Source organism: Algoriphagus aurantiacus, from assembly GCF_035156405.1.
In the GTDB taxonomy this organism is placed as follows: Bacteria; Bacteroidota; Bacteroidia; order Cytophagales; family Cyclobacteriaceae; genus Algoriphagus; species Algoriphagus aurantiacus.
This window is the reverse complement of sequence record NZ_JAXRUT010000006.1, coordinates 162,217-182,244: the sequence shown is the minus strand read 5'-3', so window position 1 is coordinate 182,244 and position 20,028 is coordinate 162,217. Positions and strand designations below refer to the sequence as shown.

The window sequence follows — 20,028 nt, the reverse complement described above, 5'->3', positions numbered from 1 at the left end:
ATATCCCATAATTTTTTGCATAAAGATCCTAATAACAAACTTTAGTGGAGGAGCTTTATGTGTTTAATAAGGTATAGGCATGTTTCCATATTAACTAAATGAGTACTTTTCTCAGTTTAGCTAGAATCTGGATCCTAAAAAATACTTGAACAATAGGAATTTGAGGCTAAAGGTTATATATGTCAGCTATGAAAAAACTAAATAAGCTTAGGCCAAATCAAAAAGCCAACAACCCCAACTAGCAAGGATTCAGAGGGAGTATGGTTATTCCCGTATTCTTTTTTTATAGTACAATCAGCTTAACTGCTTTTGCACACACCCCACTTTTTCACCAGTAGATGATGGAGTGATTGCTGGTCTTTCGTAGTGGTTTCCAAAAACATGCTCGCCAGATTTGTTGGTTTCGAGTGATTCCGTTTCCAGCCGGCGAGCATTTCCTGGAACGTATGCAACTTACCTTTCAGCTTTTTGACAAACTATTCCCGTATCCAATGACTTCAGAATTTCTGTTACTGTGTAATCACATCAATTTCAGCATATCCGACTGTATTATTGTTGTTGGTATTTCTTAACGCTTCCAATTTGATGTAACGCGCTTTCTCCGACTTAAATGATTTGACTTGCTTTAAAGGGTTGTTTTTGATATTTGAGAATTCACCTTGGTTCACAAGTCTCCATTGGCTGCCATTCTGAGATACATAAAACCGATAATCCGTGATGATGCCGTCACCCCACCAGTTTTGGTCAGGTAGATAACTAAACCCAATCAGATTCTGTTCTTTTCCCAAATCAATCACAATACTTTTAGGAAGATTGGATTCTTTGTCCTGATACCAGGATGATCCCGTATTTCCGTCGATTACCTTATTCACCTCTCCATCTTCTACTCCCACTACTTTCCAGTTCTTTTTAGAAATATCAAATTTCTCTTCTGTTATCGGACTGCTTTTCCCTGTATTGGAATTATATGCCACAGCTTTTACCAGGATCTTACCATCGTCTGTACTGAATGGCTCAGTGTACTTACTTGAAGTTGAAGTAGGTTCAACACCATCCAGCGTATAATAAATTTCCGATTCGGAATCACCCGGGGTAATAATCACTTCACCGAATTGGTTCCGGTTAATGATAGGAGCCGTAAGAATCTGTGGAGCATGATACACTCCGACAGTTGAGATGAGCGGGCTACTCTTTGAATCGGTAATATTCAATCTTATTTTGGTCGCCTCTACTGTTGGAAAACGTAAAATCCGCTTATAGCCTATTGTCGTCTCTGAAGCCAGCTCTTCCCAATTACCATCAATAAGTGCTTCCAGTGTAAAAGTCTTCACGCGCTGGCCCAATCGAATATACTCTTGAACTAAAAATCTATTAAAGCTTGTAGACTTATCGAAAGTGATAGTTAGAGAGCCGGTAGAAACTCCATCATCGGTAGTCCAATAAGAATCAGTGTTGGTATCGATTGCTTTATCGGCCGAAAAAGTAGAGCTGTTTCCCCGCACGTTACTTGCCTCTGTCTCTGCATTTTCCACTAAATTCTCATCAAATACTTCCTTAACGGCATTTGCAAATTCCAATACTGCCTTCTCGTCTTTTTCATGTATCAGACCATTGGGCATTATCGGAAAATTCAATAACAACGTACCATTCCGACCAATAGAGTGATAATACGTATTCATTAATTCAGGTAAGGTTTTTACTTTATCATCTTCTTTGGGATGATAAAACCATTCTGGACGTATAGAGGTATTTACCTCAGCCGGAACCCAGGAGTCTCCATCTTCCACTCCATGTCGTAACATATCCTCCGGCACATCCCCGGTGGCATTCAATAAACTCCAATTGGTCTCTCCAACATATCCAGCTTCGGTACCCACCCAGCGTAAATCAGCCCTGACACCCCCATCGTTCCAGATCACTATGTTAGGCTGTAGTTTTCGAACCAAGTCATATGTATTCTGCCAATCGTAGTAAGTACTCCGATCTATTGTACGGGTCTCGTTCGCCCCTCCATAATATCCGGAACCGCCATGAGCCCCGTCAAACCATACTTCGAAAATCTCACCGTAGTTTGTCAATAGTTCAGTAAGCTGGTTTCTAAAATAGGTGATGTATTCAGGACTGCCGTACTCTGCATAATTTCTATCCCAAGGAGAAAGATAAATGCCGAGTTTAAGCCCATACTCCTTACATGCTTCAGCCATTTCGCGTACGATATCTCCCTTTCCATCCTTACATGGTGAATTTGCTATCGTATAATCGGTGTACTCGGACGGCCAAAGGCAGAATCCACTGTGGTGCTTGGCGGTTAGAATAATCCCCTTCATTCCAGCTTCCTTGGCAATCCTTGCCCATTGTCTCACATCCAACTTTTCGGGATTGAATATGGCGGGGTCCTCATCTCCAAATCCCCAAGACATATCTGTATAGGTATTGACAGAGAAATGTACAAATGCATAATATTCCAAATCCTGCCAAGCCATCTGATTTTCTGAAGGAAGGGGTCCAACGGGCTCAGGCGGTTTGACCTCTTCACAAGAGCTCACAACAACAACTAAAACGGAAAGAAAAATGGATTTTAAAAGATACATGGTAATGTTTTATAAAAAGGACTTTACAGGGCGTAATTCCGGATGGTTTTCGGTTTACAACTATACTAAAATTTTCTAGTATTACTGGAATTCAGCCAAGGCCGTACAGCAATTTCGGCTCACCTTATCCTATTGATTTATCTACTTAATACAAATGGTGAAATCGAGCATGAGTTCGAGTTACCGTCTAAAGTTAATTGAGATAGATATTATCAAAAGTCTTTGAAAAACGCTCTTGAGTAGAAGTCTATAGCTCAACCATAGCTTTGATCACACCAGATTCAGGGTTAAGAAGTGATTCAAATCGCTTAGGTAAATCCTCAAAGGGTACACGATGGGTTATCCAATGGTCAGTAGCTACTTTGTCCTCTTCCATAAGAGATATAATCTCTTCGAAGTCAGCTCCCAATGCATTTCTGCTGGCGAGTAGTGTGATTTCCTTTCTATGAAACAGCGGATCAAAAAAAGTAAAATTTCCTTGGTAAAGTCCGATGAAAACTATTTTTCCTCCAAAGGCAACATAGTCAAGGGTGTTTTTCATGGAATGCTCATTCCCGGTAGCATCCATTACCACTGTGGGAAGATCTCCATCAAAAAGATCCCTCAGTTGCTCGATGACATCAGCAGAATTAGCATTCACAGTTCCTACAAGATCCAAATTCTGGAAACAGAACCGCAAACGGTCTTCGTTGATATCCAAAGCAACAACTTTAGCCTGCTTTATCGAAGCAAATTGCATGGTAGCCAAACCAATTGGGCCAGCTCCAATTACCAAAACTTTATCCTCTGAGGTTATATTGGCCCTGCTTACTGCATGACATCCAATTCCTAAAGGCTCAATTAAAGCCAGTTGATCATAGGAGAGTTTTGATGATTTATGGAGGTACCTGGCAGACACTTTGATATACTCCTGCATGCCACCATCCTGATGAACTCCAAATACGGAAATAAATTCTCCGCAGTTGGTTTTACCCAATTTTACAGCCTGATCTTCTTTGAAATTAAAGTAGGGTTCTAGCGCACATTTATCTCCGATTTTCACACGGGATACCTGTTTCCCTATTTCAACAACCTCTAATCCAAGCTCATGACCTAATATTCTGGGATAGGAAAAAAATGGTTGTTTACCTCTAAAGGCATGCATATCAGTACCACAAACACCTATTCTGTGGACCTTCAGAAGTACTTGGTCATCCTCCAAAGATCTGTCTACGCTCGTTTCACTTACTTCCCAGCTTCCCGGCTCCTTTAGTATTACTGTTTTCATTTGCATTCCTTGTAAATTGTTTGTTACATAATTAGACTTGTCAACAATCTAAAACAATGTTTGGGAAAAGTTGTATAAATTACTTCTCCATACAGGCCAGGTATGTCCTCCCGGATATTCGGAATAGGTATAGTCGATATTTATCTCATCGAATTTTCGCATCATTATTTGACAGTTTTCGTATGCAATATCTTCTTTTCCTCCCATTGCAATCCAAAACATAGCAAGCTCTGAATTGATTTTATCTGAATTGTCTTTCATAAAGGCATATTGGGCATCTACTATTTCAGTCTGTCTTGAGGCTATCCAACCAGAACTGAATACTCCGAGATAAGCGAATAGATCAGTATTATTCACGCCTGCATACAAGGTCTGGATTCCTCCCATGGAAAGTCCTGCCAATGCCCTGCTTTGGGAGTCGGATTTAGCCCGGTAGTTTTCTTCAATGTAAGGGATAAGACTTTCTCTGAGTTCTCTTTCAAATTGTTTTAATCCATTATCTGTAAAAGCGCTTGCTGGCATATTCCCATCTGGCATCACCACAAGCATAGGATTGGCTTTTCCTTCAGCAATCAGATTATCCAAAATCAGGTCAGTTTTACCTTGCCTTGCCCAACCTGTCTCGTCTTCTCCACCACCATGATAAATATATAGGGCTGGATATTCCTCCACAGTATTCGAATCGTACCCAGGAGGTGTGTAAATGAAAAACTGTCTCCAGGTTCTCAGCACATTGGAAAAGTAACGTACTCTCCTAACCTCACCATGTGGAACATCTTTGAGCTCATAATAGCCATCTCCTTTGAATGGGATTTCAATTCCGCTAGCCATCCTGCCCATTCCATAAAAAGTTTCACTTGCCGGATCGGCTACAGCCAACCCATCAATGATCAATGAGTAATAATGAAATCCCTCACTAAGGGAATCCGTGGTAACTTCCCAGATTCCTTCCTCATTTTTCACCATATCGTATTTCTTTCCCAGATCCAGCTGCAACTTGTTAGCCTCAGGAGCATTTATTTTAAATGCCACCCTGTGATCAGGGAATATCTGAGGATAGCTTGCCGATCTAATATTTGTCTCAGCTGGTGTTCCTAGTTTACTATATTGGTTGAATTTGGATTGATCTACAGGTTTGAACAGGAGTTGGGAGAACATGTATAACCCGTTTTTCCATACCTTAAAATCATGTCCGCCGGTTTCTAGATAATAGATATGGGGCACATCATTTTCTACTAGATATTCATGCGTTTGAGTACTAAAGCGCAGCAATCCATCCGCATCTCCGCAAGAGATCCAAAGCACTTTCAGCAGCTCTTTTGCCTTTTCCGGATCAGGAACCAATTCCTCTGGAGCTTTGGTATTCGGTGCAGATGAAAACCCACCAACCCAAGCAAATTTATCTAGATTGCCCAAGCCGAAATTCAATGATTGTCCTCCGCCCATTGAAAGTCCAGCAATCGCTCGATGTTCCCGATCAGTAAGCACTGGATATTCTTTTTCGATAAAAGGAATCAAATCATTCAATAGATCCTGCTCGAAAGTCGCAAAAGCTTGTACTTTATCCGGGGCCATAATATTACCCCCCGCTCGGTCGTCCTTCATGGCTCGTCCATTTGGCATCACAACGATCATTGGCTCCAACTTTCCATCTGCATACAAATTGTCTAATATCACTTCAGGATGGCCACCATTAAGCCATTCTTTCTCATCACCACCTATCCCGTGGAGTAGGTAAAGAACCGGATACTTATTGCCTTTGGAATATCCCGGAGGTGTATAAATCAAGGCTTTACGTTCAGTACCCACCGTCTTTGAGGTATAAGTAATGGAATCAATCTTCCCGTGTTCTATGCCACCTCTGGGCTGATCAAAGCCCGCCGGAGCTTCTTTTTCCAGTTGCTGGGCCTGGATATGGCTACCAAAAAGCAACAATAGGAGTACTAGGTATTTTGAGTGTTTCATATAGTTTTATAGGTTATTGTTCTGGGAAAAGTATTGGGATACTCCATGAAATTATTCATACAACAGAAGTTCACTCATCTTTTCGCCGTATCTGGATCCCAATAATCGGTATCCTGCGGCTGAAAAATGAAGTCCATCAGCTACAGCTTCGCAATCTTTGGAGGAAATCACGTAGGAATTTGGAATCACATCTGGCAGCTTTGCGATAATAGGGTTCATACTTGCACATTTACCTCCTTCTTCAGCACTCACCAATTCTCCAGCCAATAAAGGGACTGAATTTGGTTCAAGCCCAAGGTCGCTAAGTAGATTATCGTAAACCCTGGCAACCTTATTTGGCCAAGTTGCATCGCCAGTATTTGACTCACCCTGATGAAGCAAAACACCTTTAATCACCCCATCTTGCTGTGCCTGTTTTGCAAGTTCCACCAGCCTACCATAAGGGTTACCGTCATACTGGGCAATCATTCCTTTCATCCAATCCGGTGCAGTTTCTACATAAGATTCATAACTGTCCTTTTGGAAAAGTTCAATTTTACAACCTCCAACAGACACATTGATGATACCGATCTTGATGCTGTCAGGAAGACTTTGCGCCAGCGTCTTGCCAAAATAATCTCCTGGAGTCAGTCCGGTATTGCATCGGCTGAGCGGGGGAACTGCTGGATACCAATTGCCTTTTTCTCTTTCCAGATCTGGACAGTCAACTGCCTGCATAAGCATAAATCGGTTATTGGCCACCGTGTCCTGCGCTTCAAAGCGGGCACTTCCTTCCATATTCGATTGACCGAAACTCAGAAAAACGTAAAGGTTGGGATCTTGGCAAAAACCTTTCATAGATACAAGGCAAAATACCAAACAGACAATGTAAGGGAATGATCTACTTTTTTTCATAGGAATTAATGGTAAATATGATTATCCGCAGAGATGCCAGTTGCCTCATTTTCTTTGGCTTGCTGGCAGGAAGACCGATGACGGGTGACCGAAGTAACCTCAATACTAGGGTTTACCTTATCCTTTATTGCTTTTATTACTTTACTGTCAGAAAAGCGGATATACATAATGATTAAATAGGTAATGGGTTTAGTGAATAGTAATGATTAAAGATGCTTAAGTAACGTTTTTCTTGACCAGATCGCAATAGCTAACAATAGCTTTACTGGCTTAGTCTTCGTCAACTGTAGCAAATTCCCCGGCTGGTCTTAAACTGGCATTTTTTCCATCAGGAAAACTGGCCGGCATAGGATAAGTCACTTGTCCGGTTGCCAACCATTCAGCCGCTCTTATCACGGTGGTCTGGAAACCGACACATCGATACGACTCGGGATAGGTTTCCCCATGCCATAGGTGCCCCATACTTGAATTGTAAACTTTCCCGTTGCCATATGAGACAATCCATTCTACCGGCCAAATTCTTTTGGTATCTGTGCTGTCATAGGCACTTGATAGTACCGTTATATTTTCAGCATTGCCTCTTGGAAAGCTGTACACTTCCGTATTTACCGTCTTCCAGGACTTAGGATAGCCCTTATTAATCGGATGACTGGTCATGACCTGAATGAGTGCATCGAATCGATCCCCATGACTTGTTCCTTTCCCTACTCCTCGCTCATATCTCACTAAATTCATCATAGAATCTACTTCTATAGCTATGCCCATGTCGACAGCTCTCCATCCCAGTCCAATCATTTTGTCATACTCGCGCCACTGGGGAAATGCATTGTTTGCCGAGTGCAGAATATATAGCCCCCCTCCGTTTTTTACATATTTCTCCAGATTCTTCTGAGCTTGTGTTGGCCAGCTCAAAGCTAGATTATGAATATTATTGGTATTTTGAATAACTACATCATAAGCTGCAAAATCAGGATTCCATATCTTCCAACTAGCACTGTCCAAAGGGATAGTAGTCACTTCCACATCAAATTTTCCGCTGCCTTCCAAAATCCATTTTATGACAGCAGAAGTTTGTTTCCAATCGTGGTTACTAAAACCATCGACGATAAGCGCCTTGGAGACCGATTTTTGCTGTGTCATTAACTTAGAGCCTAAGGCAGGAAAGGAGACTATGCCATAAACCAACAAAGCCATTATTAACCTGAAACCTAATGCTCTGAAGTTATTCATAGTTGCTCATCTTGGTTTTACTAAGGATAAAATCCCACCCTGTTTCATAGAAAATTGACACCTCAATTTTGATATTAGAAGTGTAATAAGCTGCCCCGCAGAAGTTGACAAATCATAGGAGACCGATTCTCTCAGCTCAGGAAGCTCTATTGTTGCCTCATTAGAAATAATAGGCTCAGGAGTTTCGGGAATAAAATAGAAAGGGTTTGAGTTCTCTCCTCCAGCACTTTCAATCGATTCTCCATTAGCTAATTGCATTGCATTAGGTAAACGAAGTCTAAGATTTCCACCAATAGTAGATTTAACCACCAATTTCTCTATTTCTCCATCCTTCCATACTAGCTCTACTACCTCAAATCCTCCTCTTGCACGGATGCCAGTAATACTTCCTGTAGACCAAACATCTGGTAAAGCAGGCAGGAGATGAATTTCTCCATTGGCACTCTGCACCAGCATTTCGGTGATGCCGGAAGTGCATCCAAAATTCCCGTCAATCTGGAATGGCGGATGTGCATCAAACAGGTTATTGTAAGATCCCCCACCTCCCTGATTTGAACCCACAGGTGAAAGCTGATTCTGAATCAGTTTATATGCATGGTTTCCGTCTAACATCCTTGCCCACCAATTGACCTTCCAGCCCATACTCCATCCTGTAGAGACATCACCTCGTTGGATCAAGGTTTTTTCCGATGTAACTGCTAACTTAGGAGTCCTGTATGGGGAAATTTGATTGGAGGGGAATAATCCATACAAATGTGAAATATGGCGATGGTGATCATTCGGATCATCAATATCTTCCAGCCACTCCTGAAGCTGCCCGTGTTTACCAATGTGCATCGGTGGCAGGCGGTCACGCATCACGCGTAATGTATCAGTAAAAGCATCTTGTATGTCCAACAATTTTGCAGCTTGGATTACGGTGCTAAATGCATCGAAAACTAGCTGGTTGTCCATGGTAGTGCCGGCATCCAAGGAAGATCCTCCATGTGCTTTGGGCGCATTTTCCGGTGAAGTACCTGGATTCACCACCAACCACTTTTTATCCGGATGCTCGACCAGAAAATCTACATAAAAGGTGGCTGCTCCCTTTAATACAGTGTAAATTGACTTCAAATACTCCAAGTCACCAGAATATAGAAAGTGTTCCCAGAGGTGTTGGCTGGTCCAAGCTCCTCCTCCACTCCATATTCCCCAGAAAATTGCATCCACAGGTCCGGTAATTCTCCAAATATCCGTATTGTGGTGAGCCATCCAGCCACGGGCTCCATACATTACTTTGGCTGTTTCTTCTCCTGCTTCTGCCATTTCGCTGACCATTTTGAGAAATGGTTCATGCAGTTCTGCCAGATTCGTTTTTTCTGCAGGCCAATAATTCATCTGCGCATTGATGTTGATCGTATACTTGCTGTCCCATGGAGGAGACATTTCACTGTTCCAAATCCCTTGTAGATTGGCAGGCTGCCCTCCTGCCTGAGAAGAGGATATCAACAAATACCGTCCATATTGATAGTAAAGCGTGACCAATTGGGGATCATTGGTGGTTCTGAAATTCTTTAACCGAACATCAGTCGGAAATTGGGAAGCTTCTGAATCTCCCAAATCCAAGCTGACCCGATTGAAATAGTTTTGATAAGCCTCTACATGTGTCTTTAATAAATCAGGAAATGAACGTACAGATCCTTTCTCCAGAAAACCTTCTGCACGGCTAACATCATCTCCACCCAGGTCTTTATAATTATTGAAATTAGTGCCAATGGATATGTAAATTGTTGCTTCATCAGCACCGGTCACGACATGTGAACTGTCATTAGCTGTGAGCTCCCCTCCTTTGGTTTTGATTCTTGATAAGGCGGTGAACTTTACCTGACCCTGTACCCCTTCGTGGTCGGTAGTAGTGCCTGAGAGCACAAGATCTTTAGCGGCATTACTACCCGCTTTAGCATTGGGCTGTGGGGTAGTTAAGTAGGAAGTAAACGAAATTTTACCCGGTTCATTGGCTGTGAGTCGAACAGCAATCACCTCATCTGCAAGGGAAGCAATTGCTTCTCTGGTGTATGTGACTCCATCAACAACATAGCTCACTTTAGAAATTGCCTGCTCAATATCAAGCTCCCTCCGGTAATCGGTAAAATTAGTATGGCCAGGAAAGTCAATGATCAGATTGCCTACAGGCTGAAACTTCTGTCCGTGGGATTTTTTGCTTTGGATGGTTTTGGCAGCGAGTAGCTCAGCTTCCTTCTGCTTGCCTTCGAAAATAAGTTTTCGGATTTCTGGCAAGGCATCAAGTGCATCAGGATTGTCATTTCGGTTTGGACCTCCTGACCAGACAGTATGCTCATTTAGTTTAATGATTTCCTGTTCTACGTTTCCATAGATCATAGCGCCAAGTCTTCCATTTCCTATGGGCAAGGCATCCGTCCACACTTCACCTGCTGATTGCTTGTACCACAGCTTTAGCTGATCATGTTGTGCGTATCCTATACTTACTATGGATACAAATAGAATTGTAAAAAGCTTCTTCATTGAAATCTATTAATGGTTTTCTTAAGTTAAAGAAAAAAAAAGTTGAAAAATGGAATTAACGTTTAATGGTAATTCCAATTTGCTTCTATCGCTGGCTCATAATTAAGCTTTGAAAATCATTCACAATCAACAAGATAATTACTTCGAAAACAGAAGTGGGGCTAGTTCATATAAGCTACGTCTCCATGTCTGGAATTCATGGGCAGTACCTTCAGAAACATAAGAAACCGCATTATATCCTGCCTCTTTTAATGCCGAGGCTGCATTTCTTACCCGGTCAGGATTCTCTTTACTACCTGCGCTGAGAAAAATTAAAGCCGGCTTTGAAGAATCCTTCAGTTCTTCTGGTGAATAGACTCCACCGCTTAGCAGTGCATAGCCGGAAAAAACATCTGGCTTATTCAATGTGATGGAGTGAGTTTCCATACCTCCCATCGAAAGTCCGCCCATTGCCCTATTTTCCTGATTGGCCAGCGTTCTAAAAGTTGAATCCACGTGCGGAATTAATTCATCCACAAGTACCGTTTGGAAGGCATCTACTTTAAAGTCCCTCAATCCTCCAAATTTTACTTCGTTGGTCATCCCGTAAGTCATAACTATAATGAAAGGTGTTATTTTTCCTTCACTTATCAGATTATCCATGATCAGATTGGCATGGCCCTGATTACTCCAAGCCGTTTCATCTTCCCCCCATCCATGTTGTAGATATAAGACGGGGTAGCGCTTGGATGGATCTTTTTCATATCCTGGAGGAGTATATACAAATGCCCTTCTGGAAGTACTCGTACTTGGTGAAGGAAACAATACCTGCTGTACATTTCCATGAGGCACATTCTTAAGCGCATAAAAATCCTGGTCGTGTGCAGGAATTTCAATACCGCTTTCCCAACGGGTAGAACCATAATAATTCAAAGCGCCAGGATCATTAAAAACTCCACCATCAATTGTCAAATGATAGTAATGAAAACCTTCATCCATGGGGCCTTCAGTAGTTCCCCACCAAATTCCGTCTTCACCCTTAACAAGGTCTGTCCCTCCTCTTCCTCCAAGACCGAGACTCACATTTACACTTTCTGCGAGGGGTGCTTCAACTTTAAATCTTGCATATCCCTGCGAATTTACTTGGGGATAATCCTTTCCGGGTTGGTTTTTGACTGAGCGTTTAAAATCCTCCTTTATTTCTGATTCCTGTGCGATGCAGAGTGTACAACTAAAAATAATAAGGAGCCCCAAGACTAAAGAGTACTTTTTCATAATTGATAGGTTAAGGGTTATTGAGAATAGGAATTGGTAATCGATTCGTAATTTTAGAAGGCTTGCTAACAATAGTGCTAGCTAGTATGCCACTTTTGGCAGCTAACTAGCACTTATAATCATTTACATTCCTTCCAGTCCTTCCGCAAATCCAACATATGCTGGCTTTCGGTTTAAATTGAGGTCCCACAGGCCTTGCTTGTCTCCTGGTAGCCAGTTAGAATTTTCATCACTGTCTCTCACTCCCCAAACTGTGATTCCATAGCGTTGAGTGGCTGGAACAAGTTCCAGGTATTTCTCTACAACAAATTGGTACATTTCCCGCTGAAGATCAAGCGCTTCGGGAGTTGGATTAGTGGAATTAACTCGTACATCCAATTCAGATACTTTTATTAGCTTTCCTGTTGCTGCGAGCATCTTGAACATTTCCACTATTTTTTCTTTATCCGAATCAATACTGATATGCATCTGAGTACCTATACCATCCACGGTAACTCCCTTGGTTTCAAGGTAGCTCACATAATCAATCAATCCCTGACACTTAGCCAGACTGTATTCTAGGTTATAATCGTTGATGAATAACTTATCGTCAGGATTTCCATGCTGTGCAGCAAGTTCAAATGCTTTTACAGCATAGTCCTTACCTAGGTAATCCTGCCAAAAAAAGTGATCTGTTGGAAGATTGGGATTGCCAACACCGGTTTTTAATTCCGAAGGATTGTTATCGTCCATTGGCTCATTGACCACGTCCCAGGCTGTGATATGGTCTTTAGAATTAGCAAGCATCCCAGAAATCCATCGTTCAAACTCTTCGGATATTATGGAATTCTTTTCTTCCTCGGTCTTTTGAACTAACGTAGTACTTCCACCGGATAGTGATGCACTGCTGAGCACAACATTATCAAGGTAAACTGTACCTGCATATTCACCATATGAAACTACAAAGCGTATGCGATCATCAGCGGTTGCCATTACAGTCAATTCAACCTGCTTCCATTCCTTGGTTACACCAACCTGGCCGAAGCCATTGGAAGAATAATTTGGGCTCTGTAGTTCTGGTCTAATGATCCCTTCGGCATCCCCTTTTACCCAGAAACTCAGCTTATACTCCTCACCATTTTTCAAGGGTTCAGCAAGTTCATAAGAGGTCTGTACCTCCCAGAATCCACCCGTCACAGAAGGATTGGTTACAAAAAATGATTTACCAGATCCACCAAATCCCATTCCTTCATCTGTTACTCCCCGAGAGGAACCATTTCCCCAGCCTCCCCAGCCAGTGCCAGTTTCAAAGTCTCCTGCAGAAACAAGGTTAGTTATTGCCGGCTCTCCATCTGGATCATACACATACAGGTTATTGATATCTATGCTGTAGGATGCATCAGGAACGTAGCCCAGATTAAAATTCATTTTAAAACTACTTCCTTCAAAATCACTCACAACGAAACGGATCTCCTGCCAGGAGATACTTGTTTCGAAAGCTGAACTATCAGAACCTGTATTCATCCAGTCGATTTCCGGGGCATTGTTGGAAAGTCCTTCAAAGGTAATACCTCCCGTACCCACAACATCAGATTTAATATATACGACTACTTCATATTCCTTTCCCTGTATTACTGGGATTTCAGGAGTTGTTAGCTGTAAACTTTCAGGATCAGTACCAGAACCGGCAGTTAATACGAAAGCAGAAGTTCCCGCACCCATTCCCTGACCAGATTCAATCGTGACGTTTCCTGTCTTTTCCCACTCTTCCATTTCGCCAGACATAGGGGCTGAAAGATCTAATTCATTGGCAAATGGAGGTGAATTTACTACCAGAGGCTCCAAAAGGCTATTTAAATACGTTGCATTTTGATTGGCATGCCATACTAACGTATGTCCAAAAACAGAGGTCCCTGCAGTTGAGGCGGCTTCCAAGGTGGAATTCACATTGCTAAAATCAAAATTCCCATTTGCCTGAACCACGGCCCCGTGCTTCATACCATATCCAGCGGTGATTTCATCAAAATTACTGTTGATCAATCGGTACATTACGCCTTTACCGGAATATTCGGCCATGTCCACTGCGCCCCCTAGTTTGAAATCCGGGTAAGCCAGGGTATCGATATAACTTTTAAGCACGCCATAGGAATTAAGCACTTCCTGTTCAGCAATAGGCATAGGCTTTTCCACCTGAAATTCATCAGTTGCCATATGATTCACACAGGAGCTGGCTCCTATGGAAATTGCCAGTATTGACAGACATTTAATATATATAAATTTCATCTGTTTATAATTGTTTTTAATGGTCATATGGAATCTCGCATACTTTATAATCATCCCAGTGTGTGAATTTTTAGTCCTGCTCGATTTCATAAAATCTTGGTCTAATTAATTATCACTATACACTGGAGTAAACGTTTCAAAACCAACACCTCTGTCTCGAATTACCAGTGTATCCATGCTGGTTATCTGCATTTCAGGCAAATTGATTTCATAGGATAAATACAGTACATCCCTATCCTTATTCCCCCAGCTGTTTTTTTCTCCTTTGGAAACAAATTGGCCTGTCCCGCTTGCTGAATAGCCAGTGCCTAAGGCAGAAACAGTACAATTACCACTTTCATCAAAAGTCAGTTTCAAATCCGCTGAGATATTTTCTCCATCCTGACCTGGAAAAGCCAGCGGAAACTCCACTTCATTAAGCTCACTGGTGATCAAAGAGTTGACCTCATCATCCTCCACAAATTCTTCGTGTCTGTTTACTGTCTCATCCAAACCGGAATTCCCTGTGCTTCCCTCAATGATATCCTGCCCACGACGTAGGTAATTTCCATGCCAAGGATTAACATATTTAAGCGCATACAGCACAAAGTCTTTGGGTTGCACCGTCCAGTCCGCAGGATTGTTTCTTAAGGGATTTGGCACCAAGCCTTCTCCTGATAAGACAGAGTCGGCATTAGCTATTTCAGTGATCCGCAACGGTAAGACATAACTGTTTTTGATAGCTTTAGGATCGTTAAAAAATCCACTGTTCAATTGGATATCTATTCCGCCAACTACTTCACCTTTCGGAATTACAATAGTCTGTTCTGCTAATTGATAGTATTCAGAAGGCAGTGCCTCCACCGGATCTCCATCTTGATTGAACAGCAAACCCTGAGTAAGGCTTTCTTCCACAGCGACAGTTACATAGACGTCCTTCGGTGAGGAATACACACCACCGGTGGTTGCCAAAATCTGAAATTTACCTTCGTTGTCATTAGTAGTATCAAAGATATCATCTCCCAACGTGATAGTCCTGACCGGATATTGGTAGGCAAAGTAGACGGTTTGGTAATCAAAATCAGGAAATTCCCAATCCTCATTTTGACAGGAGGAGAAAACCAAACAAAGGAGTAGAATTATATAAACAGAATTTTTCATAGGTCAGTGAGTTTAGGGTCAATTGGGATCCCGTAGGTAGAATTCATTAGGGAAATTACCATCCGGAGTTTTGCTTAAGTTCTGAAAACTTCAGTGTTTCACTATAGGGAACGGGGCCATATATCATGTAATCACTATACACCCTGTTTTCCACATCCATTACTTCGTGAGTATCATTTTCGATAGTAATTCCTTGGGCTGTTTCTGTTAAATCAGCATCCCATCTTCTTAAGTCCCAAAACCTAAACCCTTCAAAACTCAATTCCAATCTCCTCTCGTTGCGGATTAGTTGACGCATTGCGTCTTGATTACCTTTGATGGACTCCAAATACGCATCGCCATTATCCAAACCGATTCCTGCCCGCTGCCGAATCGCCTTAACTACATCGTATGCTGAAAAACCAGCTGTGCCGGTACCCATGGGACCGTAAGCTTCATTGGCAGCCTCTGCATAGATTAAGAATATTTCGGTATATCTGATTCTTGGCTTTACATGAACCTGTGAATTGGTAGAGTTGGGGTTTAAGTTGACATCCTGACGAAGTAGCTTTCGCAGATAATACCCGGTTCGTGTAGAAGTCTCTACCTTATTCAAAGCATCGTTTGAAATTCCGTCCACTGCTGTGATAATGGTAGAATTGCTAGGTCCGGCAGTACTTCCGTTAAGTACCACAAATTGCTCCAGTCTAGGATCCCGTTGACTGTATGGAGACTGTGGATTGTACTCACTCCCTGCCTCAGCGATAGGGTACCCATTTGCCATAGGAAATGCATCCACGAAATTTTGGGTTGGATTAATCAAACCATCGCCAAAAAGTGTAGGAGGAAAGTTATCCGCTTCCAAGTTATTACTTTGGCCAATAGAGGTGCGCCATAGAATTTCAGCAGGATTTATACCACCTCCAATAGCATTAAGCTCAGAAGCGTTGCTAAACCACGTGACACCATTGGGAGCCAAACCGCTTACTCCCCCGATAGTATTCAAAATTGAAGCGGAGTGTTCTGCGGCAGTTTTCCACTTCTCCAGATCACCACTTGGATTGAATGCAGGACTGGCAGCCAACAAGGCCGCCTGAGCCATCACAGCTCTGACAATTCTTCCTGAAACCAGCTGAAAGGCATCATCACCAAAAACACGATTGTATTGACCGGTTTCAGCATCTCCATATTTAGATGGAATCAAAGAAGGGTCAGTAATATTCCCCATATCCAGGGGAAGTAAGGACAAAGCTTGCTCTGCATCGGCATACAATTGGGTCATGCACTCCTCAAAGGAGTTTCTGGGAATGTTGAACTCAGATTCCACATCCTGTGATTCCGTTAAAATCGGTAAACCCAACAATTGTCCATCCGCCATTCCTCCATGAGCCTGTAGCAAATAATACATAAACAAAGCCCGAAGTCCATAGGATTCACCCTTAAGTCTATCTACAAACATTTCGTTGACTATAGGATCCACGGCAAAGTCCACACTATCTACATCCTCTAGCATCACATTCAGGTATTGAATGGCTGACTGTGCTCCAGTCCACTGATTTACGGGATTGTTATTGGATGCCCACTGGCCTGTCGCCATTGTCAAGAAGGCATGATTTGGGTCATTGCTTACCGCATCGTCAGTGGCCATTTCACTAAAACTCCATCCATTGGTAGGAATTCTCAGGTAGGCATTGATCAGAAGGCCTTGTGCTAATCGAGGTCTTTCCAACATATCATCCCTCCCTTGTATATTTTCAATGGCAGGATCTATCAAATCCTGGCAACCGGCCATCATTAGAATCAGGCCAATCAGAAACCATAGTTTATTTTTCATCTTATTCAATTTTTGGGTCATGTTAAAACTTTGCCTGGATACCGAAATTATAGAATCGGGTTTGAGGTGCACCGCCAATATTCATTTGTAAAATATCATTGTTGGGTCCTACAGTCAGCAGGTTTGAACCACTGATGTAAGTCCCCAATTCTTTGATAAATCCATTACCAAGTATGGTTCTGGGAAATGAGTATGACAGCTGGACTTTTGACAAATCCAATCTGTTGGTACTGTAAAGCCAAAAATCAGAACTCCTAAAGTTATTTGCGCCATTAAGCGTGGTCAAACGAGGGAATGTAGCTGTATTCTGAGTTTCCTCCGTCCATCTGTCTCGAACCACCGCGGAGTATTTGTCATCGGCATTTACCCAGAAGTAATCATTCGATCTCATGGCATAGGCGCCTGTTCTCAGCGTAGCCAAGGCAAACAAAGTGAAATTATTTACAGATGCGGAGAGATTGAATCCCATGGTCAAAGGAGCCCCTGACCAACCCCCTCTTCCCAAATACACTTCATCTTGGGCATTGACTACTCCGTCATTGTTCTGGTCTTTGTATTTGATATCTCCCGGTCTCACCTCACCAAAAGCCTGGGTAGGTGAATTTTCTATATCGTCAATACCGGTGAAGAAACCGAGATTTTCCAGCCCCCACATGGCATCCAGCGGCATGCCTTCTCTGTTCTGATAGCTGTTCTCAAAATTTTCAGATCTTCGGGATGCTTCTGTAGTATAATACAATCCTGATACGCCGAGTGTCCAGTTCACCTCACCTACCCTCTTGTTAAGGTTAAGTCTGAAGTCTACCCCACTCCTCTTGTCATTATTATAATTCACGTAAGGAATCCAAGAGGAAATAGGCCAACCTGTAACAAAATAGCTCGGATAAAGAATACTGTTTTGCACGAATAAGCCCGTCATTTTACTGGTGAACACAGAACTATTCAAGGTGACTGAATTATTGAAGAGTGATGCATCTAATTCCAAGCTGATCTCCTCCCTTTTGGGAAAGGTGAGGTTGAGGTTTTCTCCCCTTCTTACGTCAGTGCCAGTGTTGTTAAGACCATCCTTCCATTCATACCACGAACCTTCGTCTGTATAAATTGCTTCATATAAGTAGAATCCATCGATGTCCAGATCGGTATTGAGAATGCCTGCCGAAACAGATAGCCTCAGGTCATTCACTACAGAAGAGGAAGAAAGAAAATCTTCTTCTCCAATTCTCCATCCCAGGGTCATAGTCGGTGAAAATGCCCTACGCATTCCCTCGGCAAGTTTGGCCGAATGCACCAATGCCCCACTGAATTCAGCATAGTATTTCTGAAGGTAATTGTAGCCTAAATACACCCCAAGATTCGCATTGCTTGTTTTATGGTAAATAGAGGATTCAGCTATCTGATAACCGTTCGCAATCAGCATTGCAGAAACCTGGTGCTTGTCTTGGAATAAGCGTTTGTAATTTAGCTGCGCAGAAAATGATACGGTTTGAACAAAATTATTATCATTGATATTTTGAGTTCTTGAGCTCGCATCCTGTCCAAATTTTGTCATACTTTCTATTTGATCGATTCCGTTATAATTGGTCCACGATGGTTGGTAAACCGCATATTCATTATCGAAAGAAAGGAGGTATGAAGTCGAGTAATTCAATCCAAACAAAGAACTAAATGACAGCCCTTCGGTGACATTTCTCAAATTAGCATCCACACCTGCATTAAACTGAAACTGTCTGCTTGTGAATTTATTAGAGCCACCTGCATAAATATCAGCCATAGGATTGGTCTGATCTAGCTGTGTACCACCAAGCAGGTATTTACCTTCAATCAGATGGTCACTTGTCTCTACAAATCCCATAGATGCTTCATCGCTTTGTTCAATAAAGTCTATTGGAATAAGCGGAGTGAATCTGTTAGGTCTTAAGATTGTAGAGCCTTCCCAAAAGTCAATATTATCATCGCCGATGCTATAGTTGGCATTGACTCCGTTACTGTTATTGAAGATTGCTGAAGCATCTACTTTGGCAGTAATAAAATCATTGAGATTCAAGTCAATATTACCTCTGACATTAAATCGTTCATTTTTATTTTCGGTAGCTTGACCAAAGTCTAAAACAGTCCCTTCAGTCATAAAACCAACATTGGTATAGTACCTAGCCGTCTCATTACCGCCGGAAATTTCCAGGTTACCGTCATTCCTGATATAGGACTCTTGTAGGTATTCTGGGCTGTAAAAATCTACATTTGGATATCTGTAGATATTATTTCCTGAAGAATGATTATAAATATCATTCTCCGAATAGAGAGGAGAAAGCCCATCATTAGCCCTGGCTTCATTGTAAAGTGACATATATTCTCCTGAACCCAGATACTCAGGATAGCTTCGTGGAGTGTGGACACCGACGTTGGTACGTAAGATGACATTCTGCGTATTGGCTACTCCTCTTTTAGTGGTAACCATGATTACCCCTTTGGCAGCTTTGCTGCCATATAGCGCCACTGCACTAACTCCTTTTAAAAAGGTAACTTGAGCTATTTCGGTAGGATGAACACTTCCAATGTCCCGGGGAACACCATCTACCAATATTAATAATCTACTGTTACCCCAAAGATTCCCATTAAACCCACCTACATAACCTTCCAATCCATCCAATGGATATGTGATGTAATTATTAGCTAAAACCTCCGGCATGTTTATATAAGATATTCCTCCCATCAGGTCTCCTTTATCCTTATTTTGAAAGGCAACTTTCACATTCTGTCCTGTTAGGTTGGTATACAATGTGATGTCCTCCAAGTTAGGGGAAGACATAATCAGCAGGGTTTCATATCCCGGAGCAGCTACGGATAGATAGGTATTGGATGTAACTACCAAATTCACTACACCAAGACTGTCTGAGACCGCTGAGTAATCATCCTCCTCACTAGTGACAATTGCACCTTGCACGGGCCTACCGGTACTGGTCTTGATCACCGGATTGATTTCTATTTTAAGGGTATTCTGTGCCCTAAGCTGTAGTGGAGACACCAGCGCCAGGACACACCATACCATGACTATATTTATATATTTCATTGATTTTTCAGTTAGATGATGA

General features: G+C 42.1%; 11 protein-coding genes. All 11 read right to left on the bottom strand.

Annotated elements, in window-relative coordinates:
* Positions 1-509: 509 nt before the first annotated feature.
* A complete protein-coding gene (locus tag SYJ56_RS08555) occupies positions 510-2,591 on the bottom strand; it encodes an alpha-L-fucosidase (RefSeq protein WP_323833446.1) in 2,082 nt (693 codons plus the stop codon).
* A 247-nt stretch (positions 2,592-2,838) separates the two neighbouring features.
* Positions 2,839-3,858, bottom strand: a complete 1,020-nt coding sequence (locus SYJ56_RS08550; RefSeq protein ID WP_323833444.1) for a zinc-binding alcohol dehydrogenase family protein — start codon at positions 3,856-3,858, stop codon at positions 2,839-2,841.
* A 48-nt stretch (positions 3,859-3,906) separates the two neighbouring features.
* The gene (locus tag SYJ56_RS08545; protein WP_323833442.1) at positions 3,907-5,823 is read right to left on the bottom strand and encodes an alpha/beta hydrolase-fold protein; all 1,917 of its coding nucleotides are present in this window, start codon (positions 5,821-5,823) and stop codon (positions 3,907-3,909) included.
* Positions 5,824-5,874: 51 nt separating this feature from the next.
* Positions 5,875-6,717: a sialate O-acetylesterase gene (locus SYJ56_RS08540; protein WP_323833440.1), complete on the bottom strand. Its 843-nt coding sequence runs from the start codon at positions 6,715-6,717 to the stop codon at positions 5,875-5,877.
* 270 nt (positions 6,718-6,987) lie between these two features.
* Positions 6,988-7,947 (bottom strand): ThuA domain-containing protein, encoded by a 960-nt coding sequence (locus tag SYJ56_RS08535; RefSeq protein WP_323833438.1) that lies wholly within the window; start codon positions 7,945-7,947, stop codon positions 6,988-6,990.
* 6 nt (positions 7,948-7,953) lie between these two features.
* Positions 7,954-10,470 carry a glycoside hydrolase family 95 protein gene (locus SYJ56_RS08530; protein ID WP_323833436.1) on the bottom strand — a complete coding sequence of 839 codons (2,517 nt, stop codon included), beginning with the start codon at positions 10,468-10,470 and terminating at the stop codon, positions 7,954-7,956.
* 138 nt (positions 10,471-10,608) lie between these two features.
* On the bottom strand, positions 10,609-11,724 hold the full coding sequence (locus SYJ56_RS08525; RefSeq protein ID WP_323833434.1) for an alpha/beta hydrolase-fold protein: 1,116 nt from the start codon (positions 11,722-11,724) through the stop codon (positions 10,609-10,611).
* 123 nt (positions 11,725-11,847) lie between these two features.
* Positions 11,848-13,986 carry an endo-1,4-beta-xylanase gene (locus SYJ56_RS08520; RefSeq protein ID WP_323833432.1) on the bottom strand — a complete coding sequence of 713 codons (2,139 nt, stop codon included), beginning with the start codon at positions 13,984-13,986 and terminating at the stop codon, positions 11,848-11,850.
* A 105-nt stretch (positions 13,987-14,091) separates the two neighbouring features.
* Entirely contained in the window at positions 14,092-15,126 is a 1,035-nt protein-coding gene (locus tag SYJ56_RS08515; RefSeq protein WP_323833430.1) for a DUF5627 domain-containing protein, read from the bottom strand.
* Between the two features lie 55 nt (positions 15,127-15,181).
* Positions 15,182-16,939, bottom strand: coding sequence for a RagB/SusD family nutrient uptake outer membrane protein (locus SYJ56_RS08510; RefSeq protein ID WP_323833428.1), 1,758 nt, complete (start codon positions 16,937-16,939; stop codon positions 15,182-15,184).
* A gap of 22 nt (positions 16,940-16,961) precedes the next feature.
* Positions 16,962-20,006: a SusC/RagA family TonB-linked outer membrane protein gene (locus SYJ56_RS08505; protein WP_323833426.1), complete on the bottom strand. Its 3,045-nt coding sequence runs from the start codon at positions 20,004-20,006 to the stop codon at positions 16,962-16,964.
* Positions 20,007-20,028: the final 22 nt, after the last annotated feature.